Below are 25,370 nucleotides of genomic sequence, written 5' to 3' on the forward strand. Positions count from 1 at the left end.
CGCGTGAAAGCCCCAATAAAATTGCGCCGCCGCGACGCGGTTGCACAGGTTGATTTGCCAGCCGATCTTCCGCCGCTGTTAAAGCGGCTCTACGCCAGCCGCGGCGTGCGGAGTGCAGGCGATCTTGAGCGCAGCGTCAAAGGGATGCTGCCCTGGCAGCAGCTGAACGGCATCGAAAAAGCCACTGAAATGCTCTACAACGCGCTTCGTGAAGGCACGCGCATTGTGGTGGTGGGGGATTTCGATGCCGACGGCGCCACCAGCACCGCGCTGAGCGTGCTCAGCCTGCGCGCGCTGGGCTGCGAAAACGTCACCTATCTGGTGCCTAACCGCTTTGAAGATGGTTATGGCCTTAGCCCGGAAGTGGTCGATCAGGCACATGCCCGCGGCGCGCAGATGATCCTGACCGTAGATAACGGGATCTCCTCCCATGCGGGTGTCGATCACGCGCATCAGTTGGGGATCCCGGTGCTGGTCACCGATCACCACCTGCCGGGTGACACGCTGCCGGCCGCTGAAGCCATTATTAACCCGAACCTGCGCGACTGCGATTTCCCATCGAAATCACTGGCGGGCGTGGGCGTGGCGTTTTATCTGATGCTGGCGCTGCGTACTCTGCTGCGGGATAAAGGCTGGTTCGAGTCCCGCGGGATCGCCGTGCCCAATCTGGCCGAGTATCTCGATCTTGTTGCGCTCGGCACCGTGGCGGACGTGGTACCGCTCGATACCAATAACCGTATCCTCACCTGGCAAGGGTTAAGCCGCATTCGTGCGGGCAAGTGTCGTCCGGGTATTAAGGCGCTGCTGGAGATTGCGAACCGCGATCCGCTCAAGCTCGCCGCCAGCGATTTGGGCTTTGCCCTCGGCCCGCGCCTGAATGCGGCTGGCAGGCTGGACGATATGTCCGTCGGCGTCGCGCTGCTGCTGTGCGATAACATTGGTGAAGCGCGCGTGCTGGCGAATGAACTGGATGCGCTGAACCAGACCCGCAAAGAGATCGAACAGGGAATGCAGGCTGAAGCACTAACCCTGTGTGAAAAGCTTGAACGCAGCGGTGAAGCATTGCCGGGCGGGCTGGCGATGTACCACCCTGAATGGCATCAGGGGGTGGTGGGTATTCTGGCGTCGCGTATTAAAGAGCGTTTCCACCGTCCGGTGATTGCATTTGCGCCCGCAGGCGATGGCACGCTGAAGGGCTCCGGTCGTTCGATTCAGGGGCTGCACATGCGCGATGCGCTGGAGCGTCTGGATACGCTCTACCCGGGCCTGATGCTCAAATTCGGTGGTCACGCGATGGCGGCAGGCTTGTCGCTGGAAGAGGCGAAATTCGACGAGTTCCAGCGTCTGTTTGGCGAACTGGTGACTGACTGGATCGACCCCGCTCTGCTGCAGGGTGAAGTGATTTCCGACGGTGAGCTCGCACCGATGGAGATGACCATGGAAGTGGCGCAAATGCTACGCGATGCAGGCCCGTGGGGGCAGATGTTTCCGGAGCCACTGTTCGATGGCCGCTTCCGTCTGCTGCAACAGCGCATCGTGGGCGAACGTCACTTGAAAGTGATGGTGGAACCGGTGGGCGGCGGCCCGCTGTTGGATGGTATTGCCTTTAACGTCGATACCACTGTCTGGCCGGACAATGGCGTACGCGAGGTCGAACTGGCCTACAAACTGGATATCAACGAGTTTCGCGGTAACCGCTCCCTTCAAATCATCATCGACAATATCTGGCCAATTTAGCGGCAGTAATCTCTATAAAAAAGGGCGTGGATTCGTTACAATCCCGCTCTTATCACCGCATTTTGACAAGTCCATAAAAGAAAACAGACCATGTTTGAAATTAATCCGGTAAAAAACCGTATTCAGGACCTCACGGAGCGCTCTGACGTTCTTAGGGGGTATCTTTGACTACGATGCCAAGAAAGAGCGTCTTGAAGAAGTAAACGCCGAGCTGGAACAGCCGGACGTCTGGAACGAGCCTGAACGCGCGCAGGCGCTGGGTAAAGAGCGTTCCTCTCTCGAAGCTATCGTAGATACGCTGGATCAAATGGCTCAGGGGCTGGAAGACGTTTCCGGTTTGCTGGAGCTGGCTGTAGAAGCCGACGACGAAGAAACCTTTAACGAAGCCGTGGCAGAGCTCGACGTGCTGGAAGAGAAGCTGGCGCAGCTTGAGTTCCGTCGTATGTTCTCCGGCGAATACGATAGTGCTGACTGCTATCTCGATATCCAGGCGGGTTCTGGCGGTACTGAAGCGCAGGACTGGGCCAGCATGCTGATGCGCATGTATCTGCGCTGGGCTGAAGCGCGTGGCTTTAAAACCGAGATTATCGAAGAGTCTGAAGGCGAAGTGGCTGGCATTAAGTCCGTCACCATCAAGATCATTGGTGACTACGCCTACGGCTGGCTGCGTACCGAAACCGGCGTTCACCGCCTGGTACGTAAGAGCCCGTTCGACTCCGGTGGTCGTCGTCATACCTCATTCAGCTCCGCGTTTGTTTACCCCGAAGTTGACGAAGATATCGATATCGAAATCAACCCGGCAGATCTGCGTATCGACGTTTACCGCGCATCTGGCGCGGGCGGACAGCACGTTAACCGTACGGAATCGGCGGTACGTATTACCCACATTCCAACCGGGCTGGTAACACAGTGCCAGAACGACCGTTCCCAGCATAAGAACAAAGACCAGGCCATGAAGCAGATGAAAGCGAAGCTTTATGAGCTGGAGATGCAGAAGAAAAATGCTGAGAAACAGGCGATGGAAGACAACAAGTCTGATATCGGCTGGGGCAGCCAGATCCGTTCTTACGTCCTTGATGACTCCCGCATCAAAGACCTGCGTACCGGGGTTGAAACCCGTAACACGCAGGCGGTGCTGGACGGCAGCCTGGACCAATTTATCGAAGCAAGTTTGAAAGCAGGGTTATGAGGAACCAACATGTCTGAACAACAAGCACAGGGCGCTGACGCGGTAGTCGATCTTAACAACGAACTGAAAACCCGCCGCGAGAAGCTGGCAGCGCTGCGCGAGCAGGGCGTGCCGTTCCCGAACGATTTTCGTCGTGACCACACCTCAGACCAACTGCACGCTGACTTCGACGCTAAAGAAAACGAAGAGCTGGAAGCGCTGAACATCGAAGTGGCCGTTGCGGGCCGTATGATGACCCGTCGTATCATGGGTAAAGCCTCTTTCGTTACCCTGCAAGACGTGGGCGGCCGCATTCAGCTGTACGTTTCCCGTGACGATCTGCCAGAAGGCATCTACAACGAGCAGTTCAAGAAGTGGGACCTGGGCGATATCCTGGGCGCGAAAGGTAAACTGTTCAAAACCAAGACCGGTGAACTGTCTATCCACTGCACCGAACTGCGTCTGTTGACCAAAGCCCTGCGCCCGCTGCCGGACAAATTCCACGGCCTGCAGGATCAGGAAGCGCGCTACCGCCAGCGTTATCTGGACCTCATCTCTAACGATGAGTCCCGCAAGACCTTCAAAATTCGCTCCCAGATCATGGCCGGTATCCGCCAGTTCATGGTTAACCGCGACTTTATGGAAGTGGAAACCCCAATGATGCAGGTGATCCCAGGCGGTGCTTCCGCACGTCCGTTCATCACCCATCACAATGCCCTGGACCTGGACATGTACCTGCGTATTGCGCCGGAACTGTACCTGAAGCGTCTGGTGGTGGGTGGGTTCGATCGCGTGTTCGAAATCAACCGTAACTTCCGTAACGAAGGCATCTCCGTGCGTCATAACCCAGAGTTCACCATGATGGAACTCTATATGGCGTATGCAGATTACAAAGATCTGATCGAGCTGACCGAATCCCTGTTCCGCACCCTGGCGCAGGATATTCTGGGCACAACGCAGGTACCTTACGGTGAAGAAGTGTTCGACTTCGGCAAGCCGTTCGAAAAACTGACCATGCGCGAAGCCATCAAGAAATACCGTCCTGAAACCAACATGGCGGATCTGGATAACTTCGATTCTGCAAAAGCGATCGCTGAAAGCATCGGTATTAAAGTGGAGAAGAGCTGGGGTCTGGGCCGTATCGTGACCGAGATCTTCGAAGAAGCGGCAGAAGCGCACCTGATTCAGCCGACCTTCATCACTGAATACCCGGCTGAAGTGTCCCCGCTGGCGCGTCGTAATGACGAGAACCCGGAGATCACTGACCGCTTTGAATTCTTCATCGGTGGCCGCGAAATCGGCAACGGCTTTAGCGAGCTGAACGATGCAGAAGATCAGGCGCAGCGCTTCCAGGATCAAGTTGACGCAAAAGCGGCAGGCGACGACGAAGCGATGTTCTTCGACGAAGACTACGTGACGGCGCTGGAGCACGGCCTGCCACCAACGGCGGGTCTGGGTATTGGTATTGACCGTATGGTAATGCTGTTCACCAACAGCCACACCATCCGCGACGTGATCCTGTTCCCGGCGATGCGTCCGGTTAAATAACGTCTGCAGATCGTAAAAAGCCCCGTGCGATAGTCGCCGGGGCTTTTTTATTTGGCGGCGAAGGCCCGCAGTTTTTCGCGTGCCGCCGTAGCCTCCATCACCATCCAGGGGCTAAAGGCCCACGGTGTGGCATCCAGAGCCTGGAACAACGCGTCCAGATCAACCCATTCGTATGCCATCACTTCATCACTGTTGATCGTCAGCGCATTCGTGATCCTGGCGGCAAAGACCGGACAAATCTCATTTTCAACGATCCCGGAAGGATCGGTTTCACAGTAGCGAAACTCAGCGGCGACAGGGGTGATCCCGGTAATTTCGGCTCCCACTTCATAGCGGCAGCGGCGCACAATGGCCTGATCAATCGCTTCACCAGATTGCGGATGGCCGCAGACTGAGTTCGTCCAGACACCCGGCCAGGCTTTTTTGCTTAATGCGCGACGGGTGATAAGACATTCCCCTTTGGCATTGAAGAGCCAGGAAGAGAACGCCAGATGGAGTGGGGTATGGGAGGTATGTGCAGCGTATTTTTCCTGAGTGCCAATCACCATTCCCTGGTCATTTACCAAAATAACGTGTTCTTGAATACTCATTGATGCTCCAGTGCTAACCATGCGGATGGCTCAGCACCACCAGCGATGTCATTATACTGCATTCCGGTACGAACGGTTTGTTCCACAGAGCGGAAAAGGGCTGACCCATATCTGTTTGGGCTGGTATTATAGGGCGCCATTCACGCTGACCGAGGATCTGTTTTGTTTGCAGGAAGCCTGACGAGAAACCCCATCACTGCCGTGTTCTGCCTGATGCTGACGCTATTACTGGCAGGCTGTTCAGGGAGTAAATCTTCGGATATGGGCAGCTATTCCGGCGCGGTCTATACCGTGAAGCGCGGGGATACGCTGTACCGGATTTCGCGCGCGACGGGGACCAGCGTAAAGGAGCTGGCGCGTCTGAATAATATCTCTCCGCCATATACCATCGAAGTGGGGCAGAAGCTGAAGGTTAATGGCGGTTCATCCTCGGGCAAAAAATCTTCATCGAAAGGCAAAACCGCCAAAGTGACGCCATCCTATGCGGTGCCGCAATCCTCCTGGCCGCCTGTCGGACAGCGCTGCTGGATTTGGCCGGCCAGCGGTAAAGTTGTGCTGCCGTACTCCTTGTCTGAAGGCGGCAATAAGGGCATCGATATTGCAGCCGCGCGCGGTACGCCGGTTTATGCCTCCGGAGCAGGGAAGGTCGTGTACGTGGGCAACCAGCTGCGCGGTTACGGTAATCTGATCATGATTAAGCATGGTGAAGACTACATCACGGCTTATGCGCATAACGACACAATGCTGGTTAATAACGGTCAGAACGTGAAGGCGGGGCAGAAGATCGCCACCATGGGCAGCACGGGCACGGATACGGTGAAGCTGCACTTCCAGATCCGTTATAAGGCCACCGCCATCGACCCGCAGCGTTATCTTCCGGCACAGGGCAGCAAGCCGAAGTGCTAAGTGATTATTTTATCGCCATTTAGTTGCGAAGAGGCTTGTATGAAGAGGCGTAAGGTCTATAATGCTTTACGCACCTCAAAGCGGGCGTAGTTCAATGGTAGAACGAGAGCTTCCCAAGCTCTATACGAGGGTTCGATTCCCTTCGCCCGCTCCAGATCTCTCCCCTTGTTGCAAAACACCGCCAGTTACTAGCTTAAAGGTGATTTGCTATCAACATGTTACTTCACACAAGTTGTCTATGATCGTTCTACCAGTGAACGATGATTTACCAACACAAGGTACACTGTAAGTTGTCACGGATAGTTACTATCGAAATGAAAGTATAATTATTCGTTTGCTGCAGTTCCAACCTCACACCGCGATAATTCAACGCGAAGAAAAAGCCTGAGCCGTGCATTTATTTACAGTGAAGCGCATTTTGCCGATGCTCTCCTATGCCACACGTCGAAATAACGTTGTAGGGAATAAACAGGTGTTCGTACCTGTAAACGATATGCAGGCTCTACCAGCGGTTCAGCCTCTTTCCTTCGGGTACATGGTCAGCCTGATAAACTTCATTGTCTGACATACCCTGATGTTGTCGTCTAACGGCTCCGCTCGTTGTCTAACCACCAACGGGCTTATTGGCTACTATACCCTTAGTTTATGTGTGTTATTATGCGGGGACATCTTGAAAGAAGGGTGGTTTATGGGCTGGTCTTCGTTGGTTAGGATAACCATTGGTACATTTCTATTGGCTGGGTTGTCATTATCTGTACACGCTAAGAACTGCAAGAAGGGTATTCCATGCGGTAATTCGTGCATTGCGGTTGGAAAAACGTGTCGGATTGGATCAGGTGCCTCTTCTGTGTATAAAAATTATTCTTACTCTTACCCGTCATCTTCTCTTCATAGTTCAATCCCGAAATCCTCTTCACATTCCTCATCAGCCAAGGCTAACGAACAAAATACGTCTTCAACTGCGAAAACTTATCTCTGTCAGTATGCTATTGCAACGATACAGAATGGAAGAATAGGTGCACTACGTGTGCTAGGTAATGCTGAGGTAACATTGTTTGTTGATAGCTTCAAAGCCAACCGTTTAAACGGGACATACCTGCTCTCGCCGAAGCTGAAATCTAACGGTAAGTTAATGATGGCAGATGATAAAAGCAAAGTTTACGCTTATGATTCGTCGCTGATGAACTTTGCAATTAGTGACCGCATAGCAAGAAGTACTGAACAATGGGATCGTTGCAGATTGGTTGATGGACTGACCCCATACCCGTAGACAATTCCTGACCTCACGATGAAACCTATTCAGTGGCCTCTGGTCGGCTCGCCTGTATGCCGATGAGCGAAGCTTACAGACAGCCGTCCGGCCTGTAATCTAGCCTCGCGCCACCCTGAATTAACCAGACAGGTCTTGTATCGTTTAGCGATATAGCGGCAGTACAATTACGTTGCCTTTTAATTAAACAGGGATGTGCTTTGCTAATTGTAGGTTGTGGCTCTTCCATGGTGCACTTTTACAGGCACCATGATCTTTTTAATTACGTGAATATGCAGCCCTGAATGCGTATTCAGAACCGATATTACCCCACTGGTGTTTATTTGGCATGAAATGAGTATGTTACTTCCGCTCAGGTACGTTAATCGAGACGTGTCTTGTTTCAAATCGCTGCCGATACTGAGAGGATATGCAACATAACAAAGAGTAATGCCGTGTGTTTATTGCCTGTTGGTGTAGCGCATATGTTGAACATGTGCGCTACACAATTTTTGAACATCAAACTGCCATCCAGCATTCTCGCTGAATAGCAGTCCGACTTTTTGAAATTAACCCTTTATTTTAAGTTCTTTAATGCGGAAATCATTTCCCATACTGGCTGAAACATGGCTGACTACCGCGAGTTCAGCCTGACTGCCGGTGGCTTTGAATTTTCCACTCAGGGTTACCCATTCATTTGCCTGCTTCAGTTCCAGAGGGGCGGTAATGTCTTTGCCATCAGCACGTAGCGAAACCTTTGGCGCTTCATATTTTCCTATGATGCGCGCACTTTTCACCGTCCAGGTATATTCATGCCCGGCAGTCAGACCTATCAGCGTCTTTTTGAGGATCTCGCCGGCATGGTTTTTATTAGGTCTGGTAATAAACTCGACGGCGCGGGTGCTGGTGTCAACCAGATAAAGATCGTGCCCGGCAGGTCCGGCCTGCCAGTTATTCCAGTTATCGCGCTCAAAGTTGGTTAAATCTTCAAACGGAGCTGGCGCCGCGACGGAAATATCCGCCTCGCGATACACTTCAACGCTGAATTCACCGGCGTTGTCTTTGTACTGGTCTTTGCCATCGGCAAAAAACAGCGTCAACGTCCCTTCAGCTGGAACCGACCAGCGGTATTTATGATTACCAACCGGATAATTTTCGTTACCAAGGCGTGCCTGAAGCGAAGGATTGCGTAACGTAAGCGTTTCACCCTCTCGGGGAATACGCCCCTGTGGTGCGGTAAGCGCAAAATTTTCACTTCCATTCCTGGCCCAACCACTGGCCAGAATGGTAATTATCTCTCCCGCTTTGAGGGCAATTCCTGTATTTGTCCCTTCGGCATTTTTTGCGTCAACTTTTCCTGACCAGATTAAATTTTCGCTCATGTCTGACTCCTGTGACAGCGTGGCGAAGAATTTCGCCATTGAAAGATAGTCCTTACGAAATGCGTGATTTAAGTCACTCAGTTCTGCTAACTGCCTGATAATTTGAATAAATAAAATCATGAGAAGCACGAACTTCTCATCATCATTACCCGGTTGTTATCGGCAGGAATGAGAATAGTCAGGTGGTATATACAATTCAAAACGCTAAAAGCTTTATTAAGGGTTGCGATTTTGTAATCAATTAAAAAAAATAAAATAATTATCGCTGAATTAGGAATAATCTTAAGTAATAAGAGGGTGGGTGCAGGGATTTTTAATCGTTTATTCTCCCCATTGTTTACGTTGATAATCATGTAAGCACTTCAGGAAATCGGGCATATTTATCACGTGTCACGCGGGTAAAGTTCAAAAATAAACAAATTATCTTTTTACGTATGCAGCGACCTCTGATATACCTTCATTCCCTCATACCAGTCTGAGTCATGGCCGCTGTGGTCTATACTGGCCATTATCGAATACCCAAAGGTGGTGTCATGCATATATTGCCTCCTGTTCGCCCTGAACACTCCATTGAACGTCTGACGGCGGTACTTGAACCAATTGCGGAAAAAGTGAAGCTCGCGCCGCGTAAGCGGATTACCTGGAAACATAAAGGCCGCCAGCAAATGTATCTTTTCCAGGAAGGAGAGCTTTCTTTGTTGCGGGCATCTGACGGGTTACTGTTAGTTAGCGTTTTTGAGCCACATCTGTTCGGCATTGCCGAGATGATCCAGCCGACGCAAGGACATATATTACGCGCAGAACGGGAGTCTCTGATTTTGCGTGCTGATGCAGATGAAGCCGCCGCGCGATTTCGTGAACAGGGCGTCTGGGAGGATGTGGCAGCCTTGCTGTCGTACCATACGGCCTATCTCATTTATCGTGATGCCCAGGTTGTGCAGCAGCGCACCTATTCCGTGATTCGCAGCTATCTGCAGGAGATGATATTACTGCCCGATGAGGTGCGGATGCGAACAACTATTCTGGAATATATTCAGGATCGTACGCTTCTTTCCCGCAGCAGTATTCTCAATGTATTATCTGCACTTAAGCAAGGTAAATATATCGCGTTCAAACGTGGCGGATATTTACTGGAGGTAGGGCATTTGCCAGAGTCATTTTAAAATTTAAAAATAAACAGAAAATGATTTCGCGATTGTCGTGTTTGTCGATATCGTTTGCTCACTGAAATATTCAACAGAGTAAACGGGATTTCTATGAAAAAGACACTTGTTGCATTAATTCTGGCTAACGCTTTTACCGCAACGTCTGCATTTGCAGCGGCAGATACAGGCACCTGGTATAGCGGTGCTAAATTCGGCTGGTCACACTATTTTGACGCCAACACCGGCTCGAAAGCGAGCGATAATAATAATGGCTCGAACCAGTATAATATCGATCATGATAATGTCGGTGGTGGGGTATACGCGGGTTATCAGATGACTCCGTGGCTGGCACTGGAAGGCGGTTACGATTATTTAGGCAATATGCAGATTAAAGGCAAACATAGCGCGGGGGCACAAATGAAAAGCCAGGGGCTACAGATGTCCTTAAAAGCCAGCTATGCCGTGACCGACAGCTGGGATATCTATGGTCGTGCCGGGGCGATGGCCTATCGTGCTGAATCTGATGTAAGTGGTCACAATCGTTTTGAAACAGGCGTTCGCCCGCTTGCCGCAGTCGGGACGGAGTATGCGTTTAACAAAAATTTAGCGGGCCGTCTGGAATATCAATGGGTAAGCAACGTGGGTAATGCCAACCAGATTGGCGTCAGCAGCGACGTAAGCTCTGTGACTGCTGGACTGACATGGCGATTTGGACAGCACGATTAATCCTTGCCATCCTTTCCGTTACAAAAGCCCGACTGTTCAGCAGTTGGGCTTTTGGCATTTAACCGGTGACTAAAGGTTGAAGGACAATGTTAATCTTTTGCAGTCCCGTGACGTTTTTATCTTTCAGGTACTGCTGATTAACCATTTCCAGCTGCTCAAGTTTAGTCAGCGAGGCGAAGACCGGCTGAACAGGGCTATCTTCGGTAAAAATATCTTTCGCGGTAGTCTGTTGTAAATAATCTGATTTCAACTGCGCAGTTAAACGGTCAATCTGAACTTTATTTTCCTGATACAGCGCAGCGATACGCGATGCTGGAATTTCTGGCGGTTTTTCTCCCGGCAAAACTAATGGGATCTGCAGATGATGGATTTGTTCAACCTTATCAGGCGCAGACGCGCTGCAGGCGGTTAATAAACTGAGGCTGAGCAGAGTCAGTAATAATGACCGTTTCTTCATGGGGGACTCGTGTTAAATAAGCAGAGCGGACATTATCGTAAACAACCGATACATCTTCAGATTAAACTTGTTTAATTTTAAATATCCCGGCGGGAATAATCAGCCAGGCTGACGCAACCACCCCGTCTGCGTCAGTCATGCACGCAGGGGAAACAATCCGGCAAGAAAACGCTATACGTTATAGCCATCAGGATCCCGTAAGGCTATGCTTCATTCAGCACGATAATAATTACAGAGGCAATGTCATGGATAAAGAACTACTGGATGCGGGTTACCGGGCCTATACCGGGGAGAAAATTGACGTCTACTTCAATACCGGGATCTGCAAACACTCCGGTAACTGCGTTCGCGGCAGCGCAAAGCTGTTTAATCTGAAACGTAAACCGTGGATCATTCCTGATGAAGTGGACGTGGAAACCGTTGTACGCGTGATTGATACCTGCCCGAGCGGTGCGCTGCAGTATCGCCAAAAATAAGCGAGGAACCATGGATATTCTGGAAGGCCATAACAAGTTTTATGTGAACGATGCGAACGGCAATCAGGTCGCAGAGATTGTCTTCGTACCCACAGGTGAGCACCTGAGTATTATTGAGCACACTGATGTCGATCCGAGCCTGAAAGGGCAAGGGGTTGGCAAGCAGCTGGTGGCGAAGGTGGTGGAGAAAATGCGCGGTGAGAATCGCAAAATTATCCCGCTGTGTCCGTTTGCGAAGCATGAGTTTGATAGCACGCGGGAATATGACGATATTCGGGCGTAAAACACACCGGCGATGGCCGGTGTTTTTTTATCTCACCTGCTCCAGCAGCAATCCCAGCGCGATCGCCACCATAATCCCCCCTGAGGCCATGCTCACCGCACGTGCCGCCTGCGGACGGGTCGCCAGCACCGCTTTCGAACCATACCCCACCAGCAAATAGACCAGTGTGCAGGTGATAAGATGCATCACACCCAGGGCTGACATCTGCGTGGCAATCGACCAGCTTCCCTTTGGATCGGTAAACTGCGGAAGCAACGCCAGAAACAGTAAGAAGACTTTTGGGTTGAGCCCGCTGATACATAATCCCTTCACCGCCCACTGTTTCCAGTTTCCTGCATGCTGCACGGTGCTTTCCGGCGCGGCAGGATGGCGTAACAGCGTGATGCCGAGCCACAGCAGATAAACCGCCCCCGCAATTGTCAGCCCTGATAATGCCAGTGGATGTTGAGCCATCAACACACCCACGCCCGCCACTACGACCAGCGTGGCGAGCAGATGCCCGGACATCAGTCCCATCACCGCCGGCACTACGCGCCGCCCGTTGATCCCGGCGCTGATCGCATAGGCCCAGTCTGCACCCGGTGTCATGATGAGCAGGAAGGACACCACCCAAAAACCGGCCACAATACTCATTTCCATCGTCTGTGAAACTCCTGTACCTGAATTACCCGGAGAGAAAGAATATCGGTATCGGTACGAAATGAGTTTTCAATGTTATGCTCATAAAACGCTAAAATTGAGAAAATCTTCCATATGGATAGCATTGATCGAAAAATTCTTGCTGAACTGCAGGCTGATGGCCGTTTATCTCTTACGGAGCTGGCGGAGCGGGTGAACCTGAGCCTCTCTCCGTGTCACCGACGCGTACGTGCGCTGGAGCAGAGCGGAGCCATTACGGGGTATCGCGCCAATCTCGATCCCGCCAAAATGGGGTTTAATTTCCTGGCGATTGTGTTTGCCACCCTGAAAGAGGGTGATAAGAAAGCGGTCAGCGCGTTCGAAGAGGCGGTGGAAGAGATCCCGCAAATCGTGCTGGCCCAGCGATTATTTGGTGATCCCGACTACCTGATGCATGTTGTCACCCGCGATCTGTCGGCTTTTCAGAAACTGTATGATGAGAAACTTTCTGCCATGCCAGGCGTACAGCATCTTCGCTCTACGCTGGTGATGAAAACGGTCGTGCAGGACAGACCGTTTCCACTGTAAAAATCAGACGCGCCCGGCAGAAGGCCGGGCACGCGAGGGTTAGCCGACAAACATCACCGACACGCACAGCACGCCAACAATGAGCGTGAGCAGGCTGCCAATGGAGCGATACGGCTTCAGGGCGGGGATCAGGTACGTCGACAGCGTCGGCATGATAAACAGGATCATGGCGATAAGCGGACCGCTGATGGCGTAAATCATCGAAATGGCGTTCGGGTTAATGCAGCAGACCGCAAAGGTGATCAGCGACACGCCCAGAATAGAAATCGCACGGTTAAAGGCGCGGCTCTTCTTCACGCCGACCTGATTCAGCGACGACTTTACGATTTCCGTCGCCCCTTCAATCACCCCAAAATAGGTGCCCAGGAACGATTTCGACATGGCAATAATCGCAACAATAATGCCGGAAATGCCGAGCCAGGCCGGAGAAGAGGGCATCATCGACAGCGCTGACAGGATCGTCACCCCTTGCTCTTTTGCGGTCACAATATAGGACGGCGGAATCGAGAGCAGGCAGCTGAACACAAAGAACAGCACGCTCAGGCAGATGATCAGATACGCCACCTTCATGATTTTCTTGCACTTGTCCATGGCTGCTTCACCGAACTTCTCGCGGCGATCGACGGCAAAGGTGGAGATAATCGGCGTATGGCTAAACGCGAACACCATCACCGGGATTGAGATCCACACCTGATGCAAAGTGTGGCGATCAAACGCCATCTGGCTGGTGAGCAGTGAGGGTTGCCAGCTGCCGGTCAGGTACAGGGAGACAAACAGGAAATAGGCGATCAGCGGAAACACCAGGAAGCCCATCACTTTGATCGTGATATGTCGCCCCATCAGGAAGATAAGATTCAATACCAGCACCACGCCAAAACTGACCAGCACGCGAGTGGCGGTATCCACCGTCATCCTTTTTGCCAGCTGCTCGGTTAATGAATTGGTGATGGCCACGGCGTAAATCTGCACCACCACGAAGAAGGCGATGAAATAGAGCGTGGTGATCAGATTCCCAATTTTCCTGCCGTAGTAGTGGGAGACCGCGCCGGTGATCCCTTCATTGCCTTTCATTTTTGACGACAGGATAAATTGCGCCAGCGCTTTATGCGGCCAGTAGGTTAATGGGTAGGCCACAAGGGCAGTAATGAACAGGACAATAGCGCCTGCGGAGCCCAGCTGGATGGGCAAGAACAGCGTTCCTGCGCCCACGGCCGTGCCATAGAGAGCGAAACTCCACAGAGTCTCATCTTTTGACCAAATTTTCGACATTAGAGCAACGTATCAACTAGCAAACCATTCAGAATGGAGTGCAATTTACCATAGTTATGCGTTGAGAGCGCAGTTGCTTCGACGGAGTTTGGCCGGACCAGTCGTCCGGCCAGGGGGGAGTTAGCCCGCCAGGGCGCGTCGCTGCTGACGACGCTTCAGGAATTTCTCACGTAACGTGTCATACGCCCAGTTGTAGAACATGGTGTAGGGCAGGAAGAACAGGAAGAAACCTATTTCCAGCGTGAATGCCTGCAGCAGCGTGACGCCCAGAACCGCGGCGACAATCGACACGCCAATCACGATAAACCCACATTCGAACCCCAGGGCATGCAGCGCGCGGACTTTTGCCGTGCGTTTTACGCACTGGACAGGCCAGAAACGGTCGAAACCGAAGTTATAGATAATGTTCCAGAGCATGGCCGTAGTGGCGAGGATAATGGTCAACCCACCCATTTCCACCACGGAACGCTGCATCAGCCACGCTGCCGTTGGGGCGAGGATCGCCGTGGCAATCCCCTCAAAGCAGACCGCGTGGAAGATCCGCTCCGGCAGTTTACGTTGGAGTGCATCCTGATGTTGCATAGCTTTCGACCTCGTTAATTCGCCGGTATGGGCGTTGATGGCGCCTATTTTTATCGCTAAAGGTGATATATTAAAGATGGTATCCATCGATAAAGTAGATAGGTTATGCGCTACTCACCTGAAGCCCTTACCGCGTTTGTTGAAACCGTGGCAGCGGGCTCTTTCTCTGCTGCCGCACGGCGGCTGCGTAAAAGCCAGTCAACAATCAGCACCTCAATTGCCAATCTTGAAGCTGACCTCGGCTTTGATCTGTTCGACCGTTCGGCGCGCCAGCCGGTGTTAACCGCTCAGGGAGAGCAGGTGCTGGGCTATGTCCAGGCGATCCTCGCCGCCAGCACGCGGCTGGACGAACTGGCGGTATCGTTGACCGCGCAAACGGAGGCGCGCCTGACGTTTGTCCTCTCTGATACGCTTAACCCGGACGTGCTGGAAGATCTGATGAACCAGTTTGACCAGCGTTTTCCCCATACGGAATTTGAGTGCCTGATTGGCGAGGAAGAGGACGTCATCGATCTGCTGCAAAAGGAGAGGGCGCAGGTTGGCCTGACGGAGGCGCGTGACGCTTACCCGACCGATATCGGCGTCACCCGGCTGCCGATGCAAACCCGGATGGCGATTTATGTCGCGACCACGCATCCTCTGGCCGGGCAACATGAAGTGCAGGCCGATGAGCTGCACGGCTGGCGGGAACTGCGGCTCAGCACCTACCTGGAGCGCGAGGCAACGCTCGCCCGGGGGCCGGTCTGGTCGGCACCGAATTACCTGTTACTGCTGAGTATGGCGGTGCAGGGATTTGGCTGGTGCGTGTTGCCGTGTGCGCTGGTGGAAGAATTTGCCGCCGCGAAATCGCTGGTGCAGTTGAATGTTCCTGGCTGGCCTCGCGCGATCGGTATCGATCTGCTGTGGAATAAACGATCCCCTCCCGGCGTCGCCGGAAGCTGGCTGCGGCAGTATTTGCAGGACGCACGCTGATCCTTGTGATTAAACTCACTATTTTTAAACAATTAAGATAAATGCCAGTAACAATCCTCTACTATCGTCATGTCCTTTAACGCAGAGGTGGTGATGAAAGATGTCGTTATAGTGGGTGCGTTGCGTACAGCTATCGGCTGTTTTCAGGGAGCGCTGGCGCGTCACTCGGCTGTTGAACTGGGTAGCGTGGTGGTGAAAGCGCTGGTGGAGCGCAGCGGGATCCCGGCACATGAAGTCGATGAGGTGATCCTCGGACAGGTCCTGACGGCCGGCGCCGGGCAAAACCCTGCCCGTCAGGCGGCGCTAAAAGGCGGCCTGCCCAACACCGTCTCGGCAATCACCATCAACGACGTCTGTGGCTCAGGGTTAAAGGCGCTGCATCTTGCCACGCAGGCCATCCAGTGTGGTGAAGCGGATGTGGTCATTGCCGGTGGGCAGGAGAACATGAGCCGCGCGCCGCATGTCCTCACCGACAGCCGCACCGGCGCGCAGCTGGGTAACAGCCAGCTGCTCGACAGCCTGGTGCATGACGGGCTGTGGGACGCGTTTAATGATTATCATATGGGCGTGACGGCGGAAAACCTGGCGCGTGAGTACGGTATAAGCCGTGAGCTGCAGGATGCTTACGCGTTGAGCTCGCAGCAGAAAGCGCGTGCCGCGATTGATTCCGGGCGTTTTCGCGATGAAATTGTCCCGGTGTGCACCCAGCGCCAGAACGGTCAGACGATTGTCGTCGACACCGATGAGCAGCCGCGAACCGATGCCAGCGCAGAAGGGCTGGCCATGCTCAATCCTGCTTTTGAAACGCAAGGGTCGGTCACGGCGGGAAATGCCTCTTCGATTAACGACGGTGCGGCAGCGGTGATGATGATGAGCGAAAGCAAAGCGCAGGAACTGGATCTCCCCGTGCTGGCCCGGATTAAGGCGTTTGCCAGCGTGGGGGTTGATCCGGCATTAATGGGGATCGCGCCGGTGTATGCGACCCGCCGCTGCCTGGATCGCGCGGGCTGGCAGCTTTCCGATGTGGATCTGATTGAAGTCAACGAGGCCTTTGCCGCGCAGGCGATCTCAGTGGGCAAAATGCTGGAGTGGGATCCGCTGCGGGTGAATGTCAACGGCGGTGCGATTGCGCTCGGTCATCCCATCGGTGCTTCCGGCTGCCGCATTCTGGTATCGCTGGTTCACGAGATGAAAAAGCGTAACGCCCGTAAAGGCATTGCCACGCTCTGTATCGGCGGTGGGCAAGGAGTAGCGCTGGCTATCGAACGTTAATCCCTTCCTTCATAAAAAAACCTCCCGATGGGAGGTTTTTTTATGCGCGTTATTCCTGCCTGACGTGATCTCCCTCCATTAATTTCGCCTAAATCCCACTTGTTTGTTGACGTGTATCACGCCGATTTGTACCGAAAAAAATGAAACAAATAATTACGATCTTGCTCACTAAAATAGCATTTATTAAAAAATAAACTGCCATTTCATAAAAATGAAACGTTATTTTAATTGAGGGTTTTTGTCATGTTTAACAAATCTCTGGTTGTAGCTTCTCTTATTGGTACCTCTTTCGCCGCGCAGGCGGTGACCGTCGATCTGCGTCATGAATACATCGACAACGGCGCAAATGCAGACCGTGTTTCAGTCTCGCATCGCTTTGCGAATGGCGTCGGTTTTTCTGTAGAAGCGAAATGGAAATCGGGTGGTGATAAGGCCGACCAGCCTTTTGCGGATGTGGTGGGTAACGGTCATGAAGATCAAATTAGCTGGCGCTGGAAAGCGACAGAGAATATTGCGCTGACTCCCGCGTTCACGCTTGAGAGTAACGACAGCCGTACCATTTATAAACCGAACCTGCACCTGCAATACAGTTTCGATAATGGCTTTTACGTGGCCGCGCGTTACCGTTATGAATATACCCGTTATCCGTCGAGCTCTAATAAAGACGATGACAAAGTTAACCGTGGTGATGCCTGGGTCGGCTGGGTCATGGGAGACTGGCGTACCGAACTGAATTATGTTTATGCAAAAAGTACGGAAGGGATGGTCCGTAATAATAATAAAGATTATTCCACCGAATATAACGCGAAGCTGGCGTATAAATGGGATAAAAACTGGGCGCCGTATGTTGAGGTGGGTAATGTGGGGGTAAAAGAGAGCGATGAACGTCAGACCCGCTTCCGTTTAGGCGTGGCGTATTCCTTCTGATATTTCCCTCCAGGCCCGGTGAGCGCAGCGTCACCGGGCAAAACGTTCAGAGCAAAAAAAGCCCTCCGTAAGGAGGGCAAGGCCAGTTACAGAAACACATTTTTAAATCATGCAGACAACATATCCGGTTGCGCGGGGAGTTTCGCAATATAGAGGGCAGGTTTACCGTCTTTATCGGAACTGAATAGCACCGCTTTCTCGTCCGGTGTAAAGGAGGGATGCGGATGGGTGACCTGGCGGCTATTTTCTACCGTCGCCCAGGAGGTGTCATGACGGGCGATGCGATAGTAGCGCTTTTTCGCCACGTCAAAGGCGTAGAGATAGGGATCGTTATCGATGGTGTAACCGTGGGTGTCTTTCACATCCACCGGTGTGCCGGAACCGTCGCCTACCAGTAACGTGCCGTCGAAATTACTCATCAAATGTGAACAGGATGGCATCTGCATTATCGTCTCATTCACGCCGGTTTGTGGATCGAAGCGGCAGATGGAACGACCCTGCTGGCCTTTCAGATACGAGACGTATACCAGCGCGGAGCCATCCGGGACCCAGAATTCGTGGGTACAGCTTTCACCTTGTGCATGCGTTTTGACTTTACGTATGTCGGTGCCATCTTCGTTGACCAGCCACATCCGGGCATCGACCAGATCGTGTGGTCCCTCGTGACAAAACGCCACCGTATGGTCATCAAACGGACGATAGATAGGATGCCCCAGCCACTTCTTCTCTTCATGAATGATTGAGCTCTCGCCGGTTTTCAGATCCACGCGCAGCAGCCGGCAGTGTGGCCCTTTATGGAAGAAGTCGTGGAAAATTTGCCAGTCGTTCAGCGGCGTCCAGTCGCGTTTCGCAATTTCAATGCCCACAAGGCTGGTGCAGTCGCTGTTCGCCACCCAGGTGCCGTAACCGACCCAGTCATCCGGGACGCGGTACACTTCACGCTCTGCCCGTGTCTCAAGAGAGACCTCCATAAGCGTGCGATCGTTCTTCACATAGTAGAAGGCGCGATCGTCCGGGGAGAGAAATCCGCCAAAGGTGTTATCGCCTGCGCCCTCCGTCAGCTGTACGGCTTCGGCGTTCTGCAGATCCAGCAGGTAATAGTTCCAGTGACCATCGAACGCTCCGGCGAACAGCAGATGACTGCCGTCATTAAAGAAGCACTTCTGGTAAAAGTAGTTGCGATGACAGGTTACTTCAGGCGGGGTCAGACGCGTGACTTCCACGCCTGTATCCGGATCCCGGCCGATCTCGTAGTTCAGCTTGACCCGCATACCTTTAGCCATAATGCGCTCCTTTCGGCAATAAAAATAAGATTAAAAAGTAGGTGTTAAATTATCAAAACACTGTTTTATTTGGTGTGACTTATCGCGCAGTTTGTCAGTTTGAGGGAGATGAAGCGGCGAATCCTGACGCTTCCGTGATCGGAACACCATTTCTGGTATAAAGAATCACAAAAAATGAAACGATGTTTTAAATGTAATTGAAAACCCCATTATGGGCGTTTACACTGTGCTTATCCTTAAAACGGAACGATGTTTCGTTAATTTTCTGCCTTCGGGCACGATCCATTCTGGAGGTTATCGTGGACGTCAGACAAAGCATCCACAGCGCGCACGCCAAAACCCTCGACACGCAGGGGCTGCGCAGTGAATTTTTAGTTGAGCAGGTGTTCGAAGCCGATCGCTACACCATGGTCTACAGCCACATTGACCGCATTATTGTGGGCGGAATTATGCCGGTGACCAAAACTGTCTCCGTGGGTGGGGAAGTGGGTAAGCAGCTCGGCGTGAGCTATTTCCTGGAACGGCGTGAACTGGGCGTGATTAACATTGGCGGGCCGGGCACCATTACGGTTGACGGCCAGTGCTACGAAATTGGTCACCGCGACGCGCTGTATGTCGGCAAGGGCGCGAAAGAGGTGGTTTTTGCCAGCGTCGACGGCAGCACGCCAGCGAAGTTTTACTACAACTGCGCCCCGGCTCACACCACCTGTCCTACCAAAAAAGTTACCCCGGCAGACGTAGCCCCGGTGACACTGGGCGATAACCTCACCAGCAATCGTCGCACCATCAACAAATACTTCGTTCCGGATGTGCTGGAGACCTGCCAGCTCAGCATGGGGCTGACCGAGCTGGCGCCGGGCAACCTGTGGAACACCATGCCGTGCCATACCCACGAGCGCCGCATGGAGGTCTATTTCTACTTCAACATGGATGAGGATGCCTGCGTATTCCACATGATGGGGCAACCGCAGGAAACACGCCATATCGTGATGCATAACGAGCAGGCGGTTATCTCTCCAAGCTGGTCAATTCACTCCGGTGTGGGGACGAAGGCGTATACCTTCATCTGGGGAATGGTCGGTGAAAACCAGGTCTTTGATGACATGGACCACGTCGCGGTAAAAGATCTGCGCTAGTCGCGGGCAGTTAAGTATAAATCTGCCTGTTGCTGACAGGCATCGAAAGAGTAAGGAACAAACATGATTCTGGATGCATTCTCTCTGCAAGGTAAAGTGGCTGTGGTTTCCGGTTGTGACACCGGTCTGGGCCAGGGCATGGCGTTGGGGCTGGCAGAAGCGGGCTGCGATATCGTGGGCATCAACATCGTCGAGCCTACGGAAACCATCGAGCGCGTGACCGCGCTGGGCCGCCGTTTCCTGAGCCTGACCGCGGACCTGCGTAAAATCGACGCCATTCCTGACCTGCTGGATCGCGCCGTGGCGGAATTCGGTCATATCGATATTCTGGTCAATAATGCCGGGCTGATCCGCCGTGAAGACGCGATTAACTTCAGCGAGCGCGACTGGGACGACGTGATGAACCTGAATATCAAAAGCGTGTTCTTTATGTCTCAGGCGGCGGCGAAACACTTCATCGCTCAGGGGAACGGCGGCAAGATTATCAATATCGCTTCCATGCTCTCCTTCCAGGGGGGCATCCGGGTGCCGTCTTACACCGCGTCAAAAAGCGCAGTGATGGGGGTCACCCGTCTGCTGGCGAACGAATGGGCGAAGCACAATATCAACGTTAACGCCATTGCCCCGGGCTACATGGCGACCAACAACACCCAGCAGCTGCGTGCGGACGAGCAGCGTAGCGCGGAAATCCTTGACCGAATCCCGGCAGGGCGTTGGGGGCTGCCGGACGATCTGAAAGGACCTGTGGTGTTCCTGGCATCGAAGGCGTCGGACTACATCAACGGTTATACCGTAGCGGTTGATGGCGGCTGGCTGGCACGTTAATTCGCGCTGACGAAAGAGCCTCTGCCTGCGGGTGGAGGTTTTTTTTGCTCAAAAATTGTCATTATCCATATCGACAAAGATGAAAAATCCATACTAAAAAATCATAAATGACGCGCATCACAGTTTTATTACTTAAATATTAATCAATTAGTAAAATATGGCGATATTTCACCGCGAGTTGAAATTGTAATGTCCATCACAGATCGCCATGCCATAGCGAAATAATCCATATCTTCGCGAATTCCGGCCTGACACTTTTCTTCGCTATCTCGTAATTTCACTTAACGAATTTCTCTGTTCAGGCAGGAAACTATGACATCTATAAATGACTCTACCCTCATGCCCGCGGCGCTGCGCGATACTCGCCGCATGAACCAGTTTGTCTCCATTGCGGCGGCAGTGGCTGGCTTGTTATTTGGACTGGATATCGGCGTCATTGCTGGCGCATTACCGTTTATTACCGATCACTTTACGCTGAGCAGTCGCCTGCAGGAGTGGGTGGTGAGCAGCATGATGCTTGGCGCGGCCATCGGCGCGCTGTTCAACGGCTGGCTCTCGTTCCGTCTCGGGCGCAAATATAGCCTGATGGTTGGGGCGATCCTGTTTGTGGCAGGCTCCATTGGCTCTGCGTTCGCTACCAACGTGGAAGTGCTGTTGCTCTCCCGCGTCCTGCTGGGCGTGGCGGTCGGGATTGCCTCCTACACTGCGCCGCTGTATCTCTCGGAGATGGCGAGCGAGAACGTGCGCGGCAAGATGATCAGTATGTACCAGCTGATGGTCACGCTGGGTATCGTACTGGCGTTTCTGTCAGATACTTACTTCAGCTACAGTGGTAACTGGCGCGCCATGCTGGGCGTGCTGGCGCTGCCCGCGCTGTTGCTGATTGTACTGGTGATTTTTCTGCCGAACAGCCCGCGCTGGCTGGCGCAGAAAGGTCGTCACGTGGAAGCGGAAGAGGTGCTGCGCATGCTGCGTGATACCTCAGAGAAAGCGCGTGAAGAGCTGAACGAGATCCGCGAAAGCCTGAAGCTGAAGCAGGGCGGCTGGTCGCTGTTTAAAGCCAACCGCAACGTGCGTCGCGCGGTGTTCCTTGGCATGCTGCTGCAGGCGATGCAGCAGTTCACCGGGATGAACATCATCATGTATTACGCGCCGCGTATCTTCAAAATGGCCGGATTTACCACCACCGAACAGCAGATGATTGCAACGCTGGTGGTCGGGCTGACCTTTATGTTTGCCACGTTTATCGCGGTATTTACCGTGGATAAAGCCGGTCGTAAACCGGCGCTGAAGATTGGCTTTAGCGTAATGGCGCTCGGTACGCTGATCCTCGGTTACTGTCTGATGCAGTTTGATAACGGCACCGCCTCAAGCGGTCTCTCCTGGCTCTCTGTCGGGATGACCATGATGTGTATCGCCGGGTATGCCATGAGCGCCGCACCGGTGGTGTGGATCCTGTGCTCTGAAATTCAGCCGCTGAAATGTCGCGATTTTGGTATCACCTGTTCCACCACCACCAACTGGGTGTCGAACATGATCATCGGCGCAACCTTCCTGACGCTGCTGGATGCTATTGGCGCAGCAGGAACGTTCTGGCTCTACACGGTACTGAACGTGGTGTTTATCGGGGTGACCTTCTGGCTGATTCCTGAAACCAAAGGCGTGACGCTGGAGCATATTGAACGCAAGCTGATGAGCGGGGAGAAATTACGTAATATTGGCGTGTAATGTTATTGCCCGGTGGCGCTTCGCTTACCGGGCCTACAATACCTTGTCGGCCCGGTAAGGCGTCGACTTTTAACGCATCGCCCGCTTCAGAATACGCTCAGCCTGACGCTGGAAATCTGCAGCGGTCTCTTCCACCGATTTCTGACCATAGTCGATATACTGCAGCGAGGTGCCGAACTGCGCCACAATCTGCGGATCGTCAAAGTAAGGTGACACGCTGAGTTTTGCAGGCAGCGACTGCGCCAGACGCAGGCCAGCAACCGACGGGTCGTTTTCTTTAATGGTACCGGCTTCAGTCAGGTACTGAACCGCCACTTTGCTCAGCGGTACGCCACGCTCCAGGCCCAGCGTCTCCACGCCCTCTTTACTGTTCAGCAGGAAGTTAATCAGCTTTGCCGCCGCTTCCGGGTTTTTGGTCGATTTACCGATCGACAGCATCTGTGCCGGTTTGAAGAACAGGCCCGCATCCGTGGCACCCGGCAGCATCGGGTAACTGCCCAGCACCAGTTTTGCCGGTGGCTTGAGGTTATCGGAGTATTTATTGATGGTGGAGTTCCACATATAGGTGCCGCCCCATTCCCCCTGGATCCACGGCTTCATCTCATACATGTTGCTCTTGCCAAACGACGCATAGTATTTGGTGTCCGGCATCACATGGCTATCAATCAGTTTTTTGTAGGTCTGGAAGAACTCCACCCATTGCGCCTTGCTGTAGGTGAATTTTTTGGTTTTCTCGTCCACGGCAGGGATGTTGTATTTCTGAACCATGTAAGAATTTAGCAACGCCAGCGTGTCCTGGTGTTCCAGTATGACAGGGTAATACTGCTTGCCGAGCTTGCTTTCGAAGGTTTTACCGGCGGCCATCAGTTCGTCCCAGGTTTTTGGGTAGTCGATGCCCGCTTTTTTCCACGTTTCGTCGTTAAAGTAGAAGACGCGCGCGGTCACGGAAATTGGGATCCCGTTCAGCTTGCCGTTGACCGTTGTGGACTGGAGCTCTTTGGCATCAAACTGGCTTAGATCTACCACGTCCTTCATTTTGTTCAGATCGTAAAAGCCGTCGCCGGTTTTCGAGAAGATCGGCAGCCAGTTCCAGTTGGTTTGCATCACATCCGGCTCTGTGCCGCCTGCGATCTGGGTGGTCAGACGGGAAAGATGGCCGTCCCAGCCGGTGTATTCCGCCTTAACGTTAATGTCAGGGTTCTGTTTATGGAACTCTTCTAACGCTTTCAGCGTCACCTGGTGACGGCCATTACCGCCCCACCAGGACATACGTAAATCGGTATTTTGCGCCATCGATGGCAAAGCAGTAAGGCCCAGGGTAGCGGAGATTGCTGCGCTTAAAAGCACATTTTTCATTTTTCTTGCTCCATCAGAGAGAGAGGTTCAGTTCAGTTTTTGCGTCAAAAATATGGCACTTATTCATGTCGAAGCGGAAATAGACTTTGCGGTTAAGCCCTTTAGCAATCATCGGCTTAGCCTCTTCCGAAGGGATTCTGGCGGTCAGTTCGTGGTCCGCTACCTTCAGGTACACAAAGAATTCGTGGCCCATGTTCTCCACGCGCACCATTTCGCCGCTGCACCCATCCGGGAAAGGCGAGTCTGAGATCGACACAAATTCCGGGCGCACGCCGTAGAACACGTCCTGACCGGCGTAAGCAGCGACTTTTTCCTGCGTTTGTGCATTGAGCGGCATGGTTTCATTGCCGAGGGTGATGTGCAGTTGACCGGCTTTTTCCACCAGCTGGCTTTTACGAATGTTCATCTCCGGTGCACCGATGAATCCCGCGACGAACATGTTGTTGGGCTTGTGGTAGAGGTTATCCGGGGTATCGACCTGCATGATGTGGCCCAGCTTCATTACACAGATACGGTCGCCCATGGTCATCGCTTCGGTCTGGTCATGCGTGACGTAGACGGTGGTGGCCGGTTTACCGGACTGCTTCAGCTGCTTATGCAGATCTGAAATACGAATACGCATCGAGGCACGGAGCTTGGCATCAAGGTTTGACAGCGGTTCGTCAAAGAGAAACACGTCCGGCTTTTTCACAATCGCGCGGCCAACCGCGACGCGCTGGGCCTGTCCACCGGAAAGCTGACGCGGCAGGCGGTCAAGCAGCGACTCCAACTCCAGGATTTTGGCCGCTTCGTTTACCTGCGACTCAATTTGCTCTTTCGGCAGTTTGCTCAGCTTCAGACCAAAGGCCAGATTTTCGCGCACCGTCATGTGCGGGTAGAGCGCGTAGTTCTGGAACACCATCGCAATGCCGCGCTCCTTCGGTGCGAGGTTGTTCACGATCTTATCGCCGATCCGCACTTCACCGCCGCTGATGGTTTCCAGCCCCGCCAGCATGCGAAGGGTGGTGGACTTGGCACAGCCGGATGGACCGACGATCACCATAAACTCCCCCTCGGCGATCTTCAGGTCGATAGCATGTACGGCTTTGAAGCCGTTGGAGTAAACCTTTTCCAGTTTATTGAAGACAACTTCAGCCATGATATTTCC

General features: G+C 52.9%; 25 protein-coding genes and 1 tRNA gene. 17 read left to right on the plus strand and 9 right to left on the minus strand.

Annotated features, from left to right (window positions below):
* Positions 1–3: 3 nt before the first annotated feature.
* The 3 genes from recJ to lysS all read left to right on the plus strand — a co-directional run bounded on the left by recJ (position 4) and on the right by lysS (position 4,453).
* Positions 4–1,737 (plus strand): single-stranded-DNA-specific exonuclease RecJ, encoded by a 1,734-nt coding sequence (gene recJ, locus PUZ33_RS05340; protein ID WP_058680971.1) that lies wholly within the window; start codon positions 4–6, stop codon positions 1,735–1,737.
* 90 nt (positions 1,738–1,827) lie between these two features.
* Positions 1,828–2,926 (plus strand): peptide chain release factor 2 gene (gene prfB, locus PUZ33_RS05345; RefSeq protein WP_095908218.1). Its coding sequence is split into 2 segments (ribosomal slippage): positions 1,828–1,902 and positions 1,904–2,926, totalling 1,098 coding nucleotides; the frame shifts between segments, so codons are not numbered across the junction.
* A 9-nt stretch (positions 2,927–2,935) separates the two neighbouring features.
* Positions 2,936–4,453, plus strand: coding sequence for a lysine--tRNA ligase (gene lysS, locus PUZ33_RS05350; protein WP_058680970.1), 1,518 nt, complete (start codon positions 2,936–2,938; stop codon positions 4,451–4,453).
* Between the two features lie 47 nt (positions 4,454–4,500).
* On the opposite strand, the gene idi is transcribed toward lysS, so the two are convergent.
* On the minus strand, positions 4,501–5,043 hold the full coding sequence (gene idi, locus PUZ33_RS05355; protein ID WP_013098607.1) for an isopentenyl-diphosphate Delta-isomerase: 543 nt from the start codon (positions 5,041–5,043) through the stop codon (positions 4,501–4,503).
* A 162-nt stretch (positions 5,044–5,205) separates the two neighbouring features.
* On the opposite strand from idi, the gene actS reads away from it, so the two are divergent.
* The 3 genes from actS (at position 5,206) to PUZ33_RS05370 (ending at position 7,219) form a co-directional block, all read left to right on the plus strand.
* Positions 5,206–5,949: an amidase activator ActS gene (actS, locus tag PUZ33_RS05360; RefSeq protein WP_013098606.1), complete on the plus strand. Its 744-nt coding sequence runs from the start codon at positions 5,206–5,208 to the stop codon at positions 5,947–5,949.
* An 80-nt stretch (positions 5,950–6,029) separates the two neighbouring features.
* Positions 6,030–6,103 (plus strand) — tRNA-Gly (locus PUZ33_RS05365).
* Positions 6,104–6,796: 693 nt separating this feature from the next.
* A complete protein-coding gene (locus PUZ33_RS05370; protein ID WP_159424636.1) occupies positions 6,797–7,219 on the plus strand; it encodes a hypothetical protein in 423 nt (140 codons plus the stop codon).
* A gap of 548 nt (positions 7,220–7,767) precedes the next feature.
* On the opposite strand, the gene PUZ33_RS05375 is transcribed toward PUZ33_RS05370, so the two are convergent.
* Positions 7,768–8,700, minus strand: a complete 933-nt coding sequence (locus PUZ33_RS05375) for a LecA/PA-IL family lectin (protein WP_235836496.1) — start codon at positions 8,698–8,700, stop codon at positions 7,768–7,770.
* Positions 8,701–9,113: 413 nt separating this feature from the next.
* On the opposite strand from PUZ33_RS05375, the gene PUZ33_RS05380 reads away from it, so the two are divergent.
* Both PUZ33_RS05380 and PUZ33_RS05385 read left to right on the plus strand, forming a co-directional pair.
* Positions 9,114–9,743, plus strand: a complete 630-nt coding sequence (locus PUZ33_RS05380; RefSeq protein ID WP_013098589.1) for a helix-turn-helix domain-containing protein — start codon at positions 9,114–9,116, stop codon at positions 9,741–9,743.
* Positions 9,744–9,836: 93 nt separating this feature from the next.
* On the plus strand, positions 9,837–10,451 hold the full coding sequence (locus PUZ33_RS05385; RefSeq protein ID WP_013098588.1) for an outer membrane beta-barrel protein: 615 nt from the start codon (positions 9,837–9,839) through the stop codon (positions 10,449–10,451).
* 58 nt (positions 10,452–10,509) lie between these two features.
* Here PUZ33_RS05385 and PUZ33_RS05390 read toward each other — a convergent pair whose 3' ends face one another.
* Positions 10,510–10,908, minus strand: coding sequence for a hypothetical protein (locus PUZ33_RS05390; protein ID WP_038983889.1), 399 nt, complete (start codon positions 10,906–10,908; stop codon positions 10,510–10,512).
* Between the two features lie 245 nt (positions 10,909–11,153).
* On the opposite strand from PUZ33_RS05390, the gene yjdI reads away from it, so the two are divergent.
* Positions 11,154–11,384, plus strand: coding sequence for a 4Fe-4S mono-cluster protein YjdI (yjdI, locus tag PUZ33_RS05395; protein ID WP_013098586.1), 231 nt, complete (start codon positions 11,154–11,156; stop codon positions 11,382–11,384).
* Between the two features lie 10 nt (positions 11,385–11,394).
* Positions 11,395–11,667, plus strand: a complete 273-nt coding sequence (locus PUZ33_RS05400) for a GNAT family N-acetyltransferase (RefSeq protein WP_058680968.1) — start codon at positions 11,395–11,397, stop codon at positions 11,665–11,667.
* Between the two features lie 27 nt (positions 11,668–11,694).
* On the opposite strand, the gene PUZ33_RS05405 is transcribed toward PUZ33_RS05400, so the two are convergent.
* Positions 11,695–12,306 (minus strand): LysE family translocator, encoded by a 612-nt coding sequence (locus PUZ33_RS05405; protein ID WP_013098584.1) that lies wholly within the window; start codon positions 12,304–12,306, stop codon positions 11,695–11,697.
* A 114-nt stretch (positions 12,307–12,420) separates the two neighbouring features.
* Between PUZ33_RS05405 and PUZ33_RS05410 the strand changes: the two genes are divergently transcribed.
* A complete protein-coding gene (locus PUZ33_RS05410; RefSeq protein WP_013098583.1) occupies positions 12,421–12,873 on the plus strand; it encodes an Lrp/AsnC family transcriptional regulator in 453 nt (150 codons plus the stop codon).
* Between the two features lie 39 nt (positions 12,874–12,912).
* On the opposite strand, the gene PUZ33_RS05415 is transcribed toward PUZ33_RS05410, so the two are convergent.
* Positions 12,913–14,142 carry an amino acid permease gene (locus PUZ33_RS05415; RefSeq protein ID WP_058680967.1) on the minus strand — a complete coding sequence of 410 codons (1,230 nt, stop codon included), beginning with the start codon at positions 14,140–14,142 and terminating at the stop codon, positions 12,913–12,915.
* Between the two features lie 120 nt (positions 14,143–14,262).
* Positions 14,263–14,724, minus strand: a complete 462-nt coding sequence (locus tag PUZ33_RS05420; RefSeq protein ID WP_058680966.1) for a multidrug/biocide efflux PACE transporter — start codon at positions 14,722–14,724, stop codon at positions 14,263–14,265.
* A 105-nt stretch (positions 14,725–14,829) separates the two neighbouring features.
* Between PUZ33_RS05420 and PUZ33_RS05425 the strand changes: the two genes are divergently transcribed.
* The 3 genes from PUZ33_RS05425 (at position 14,830) to PUZ33_RS05435 (ending at position 17,895) form a co-directional block, all read left to right on the plus strand.
* Positions 14,830–15,696, plus strand: coding sequence for a LysR family transcriptional regulator (locus PUZ33_RS05425; RefSeq protein ID WP_013098580.1), 867 nt, complete (start codon positions 14,830–14,832; stop codon positions 15,694–15,696).
* Between the two features lie 93 nt (positions 15,697–15,789).
* Positions 15,790–16,968 carry an acetyl-CoA C-acetyltransferase gene (locus PUZ33_RS05430; protein ID WP_023620438.1) on the plus strand — a complete coding sequence of 393 codons (1,179 nt, stop codon included), beginning with the start codon at positions 15,790–15,792 and terminating at the stop codon, positions 16,966–16,968.
* Between the two features lie 243 nt (positions 16,969–17,211).
* On the plus strand, positions 17,212–17,895 hold the full coding sequence (locus PUZ33_RS05435) for a porin (protein ID WP_020687115.1): 684 nt from the start codon (positions 17,212–17,214) through the stop codon (positions 17,893–17,895).
* A 107-nt stretch (positions 17,896–18,002) separates the two neighbouring features.
* Here the strand turns inward: PUZ33_RS05435 and PUZ33_RS05440 are convergent, their stop codons facing one another.
* A complete protein-coding gene (locus PUZ33_RS05440) occupies positions 18,003–19,178 on the minus strand; it encodes an oligogalacturonate lyase family protein (protein ID WP_029883167.1) in 1,176 nt (391 codons plus the stop codon).
* Positions 19,179–19,477: 299 nt separating this feature from the next.
* On the opposite strand from PUZ33_RS05440, the gene kduI reads away from it, so the two are divergent.
* The 3 genes from kduI (at position 19,478) to araE (ending at position 22,867) form a co-directional block, all read left to right on the plus strand.
* Entirely contained in the window at positions 19,478–20,314 is an 837-nt protein-coding gene (gene kduI, locus PUZ33_RS05445; RefSeq protein ID WP_013098576.1) for a 5-dehydro-4-deoxy-D-glucuronate isomerase, read from the plus strand.
* 63 nt (positions 20,315–20,377) lie between these two features.
* Positions 20,378–21,139 (plus strand): 2-dehydro-3-deoxy-D-gluconate 5-dehydrogenase KduD, encoded by a 762-nt coding sequence (kduD, locus tag PUZ33_RS05450; protein WP_013098575.1) that lies wholly within the window; start codon positions 20,378–20,380, stop codon positions 21,137–21,139.
* A 294-nt stretch (positions 21,140–21,433) separates the two neighbouring features.
* A complete protein-coding gene (gene araE, locus PUZ33_RS05455; protein ID WP_286012102.1) occupies positions 21,434–22,867 on the plus strand; it encodes an arabinose-proton symporter AraE in 1,434 nt (477 codons plus the stop codon).
* A 69-nt stretch (positions 22,868–22,936) separates the two neighbouring features.
* Here the strand turns inward: araE and PUZ33_RS05460 are convergent, their stop codons facing one another.
* Both PUZ33_RS05460 and PUZ33_RS05465 read right to left on the minus strand, forming a co-directional pair.
* Complete coding sequence (locus PUZ33_RS05460) at positions 22,937–24,223, minus strand: ABC transporter substrate-binding protein (RefSeq protein WP_058680965.1); 1,287 nt, start codon at positions 24,221–24,223, stop codon at positions 22,937–22,939.
* A gap of 13 nt (positions 24,224–24,236) precedes the next feature.
* The gene (locus PUZ33_RS05465; RefSeq protein WP_023620437.1) at positions 24,237–25,361 is read right to left on the minus strand and encodes an ABC transporter ATP-binding protein; all 1,125 of its coding nucleotides are present in this window, start codon (positions 25,359–25,361) and stop codon (positions 24,237–24,239) included.
* Positions 25,362–25,370 lie beyond the last annotated feature (9 nt).

Origin of the sequence: Enterobacter cloacae complex sp. 2022EL-00981 (assembly GCF_028737495.1) — a bacterium.
In the GTDB taxonomy this organism is placed as follows: Bacteria; Pseudomonadota; Gammaproteobacteria; order Enterobacterales; family Enterobacteriaceae; genus Enterobacter; species Enterobacter cloacae.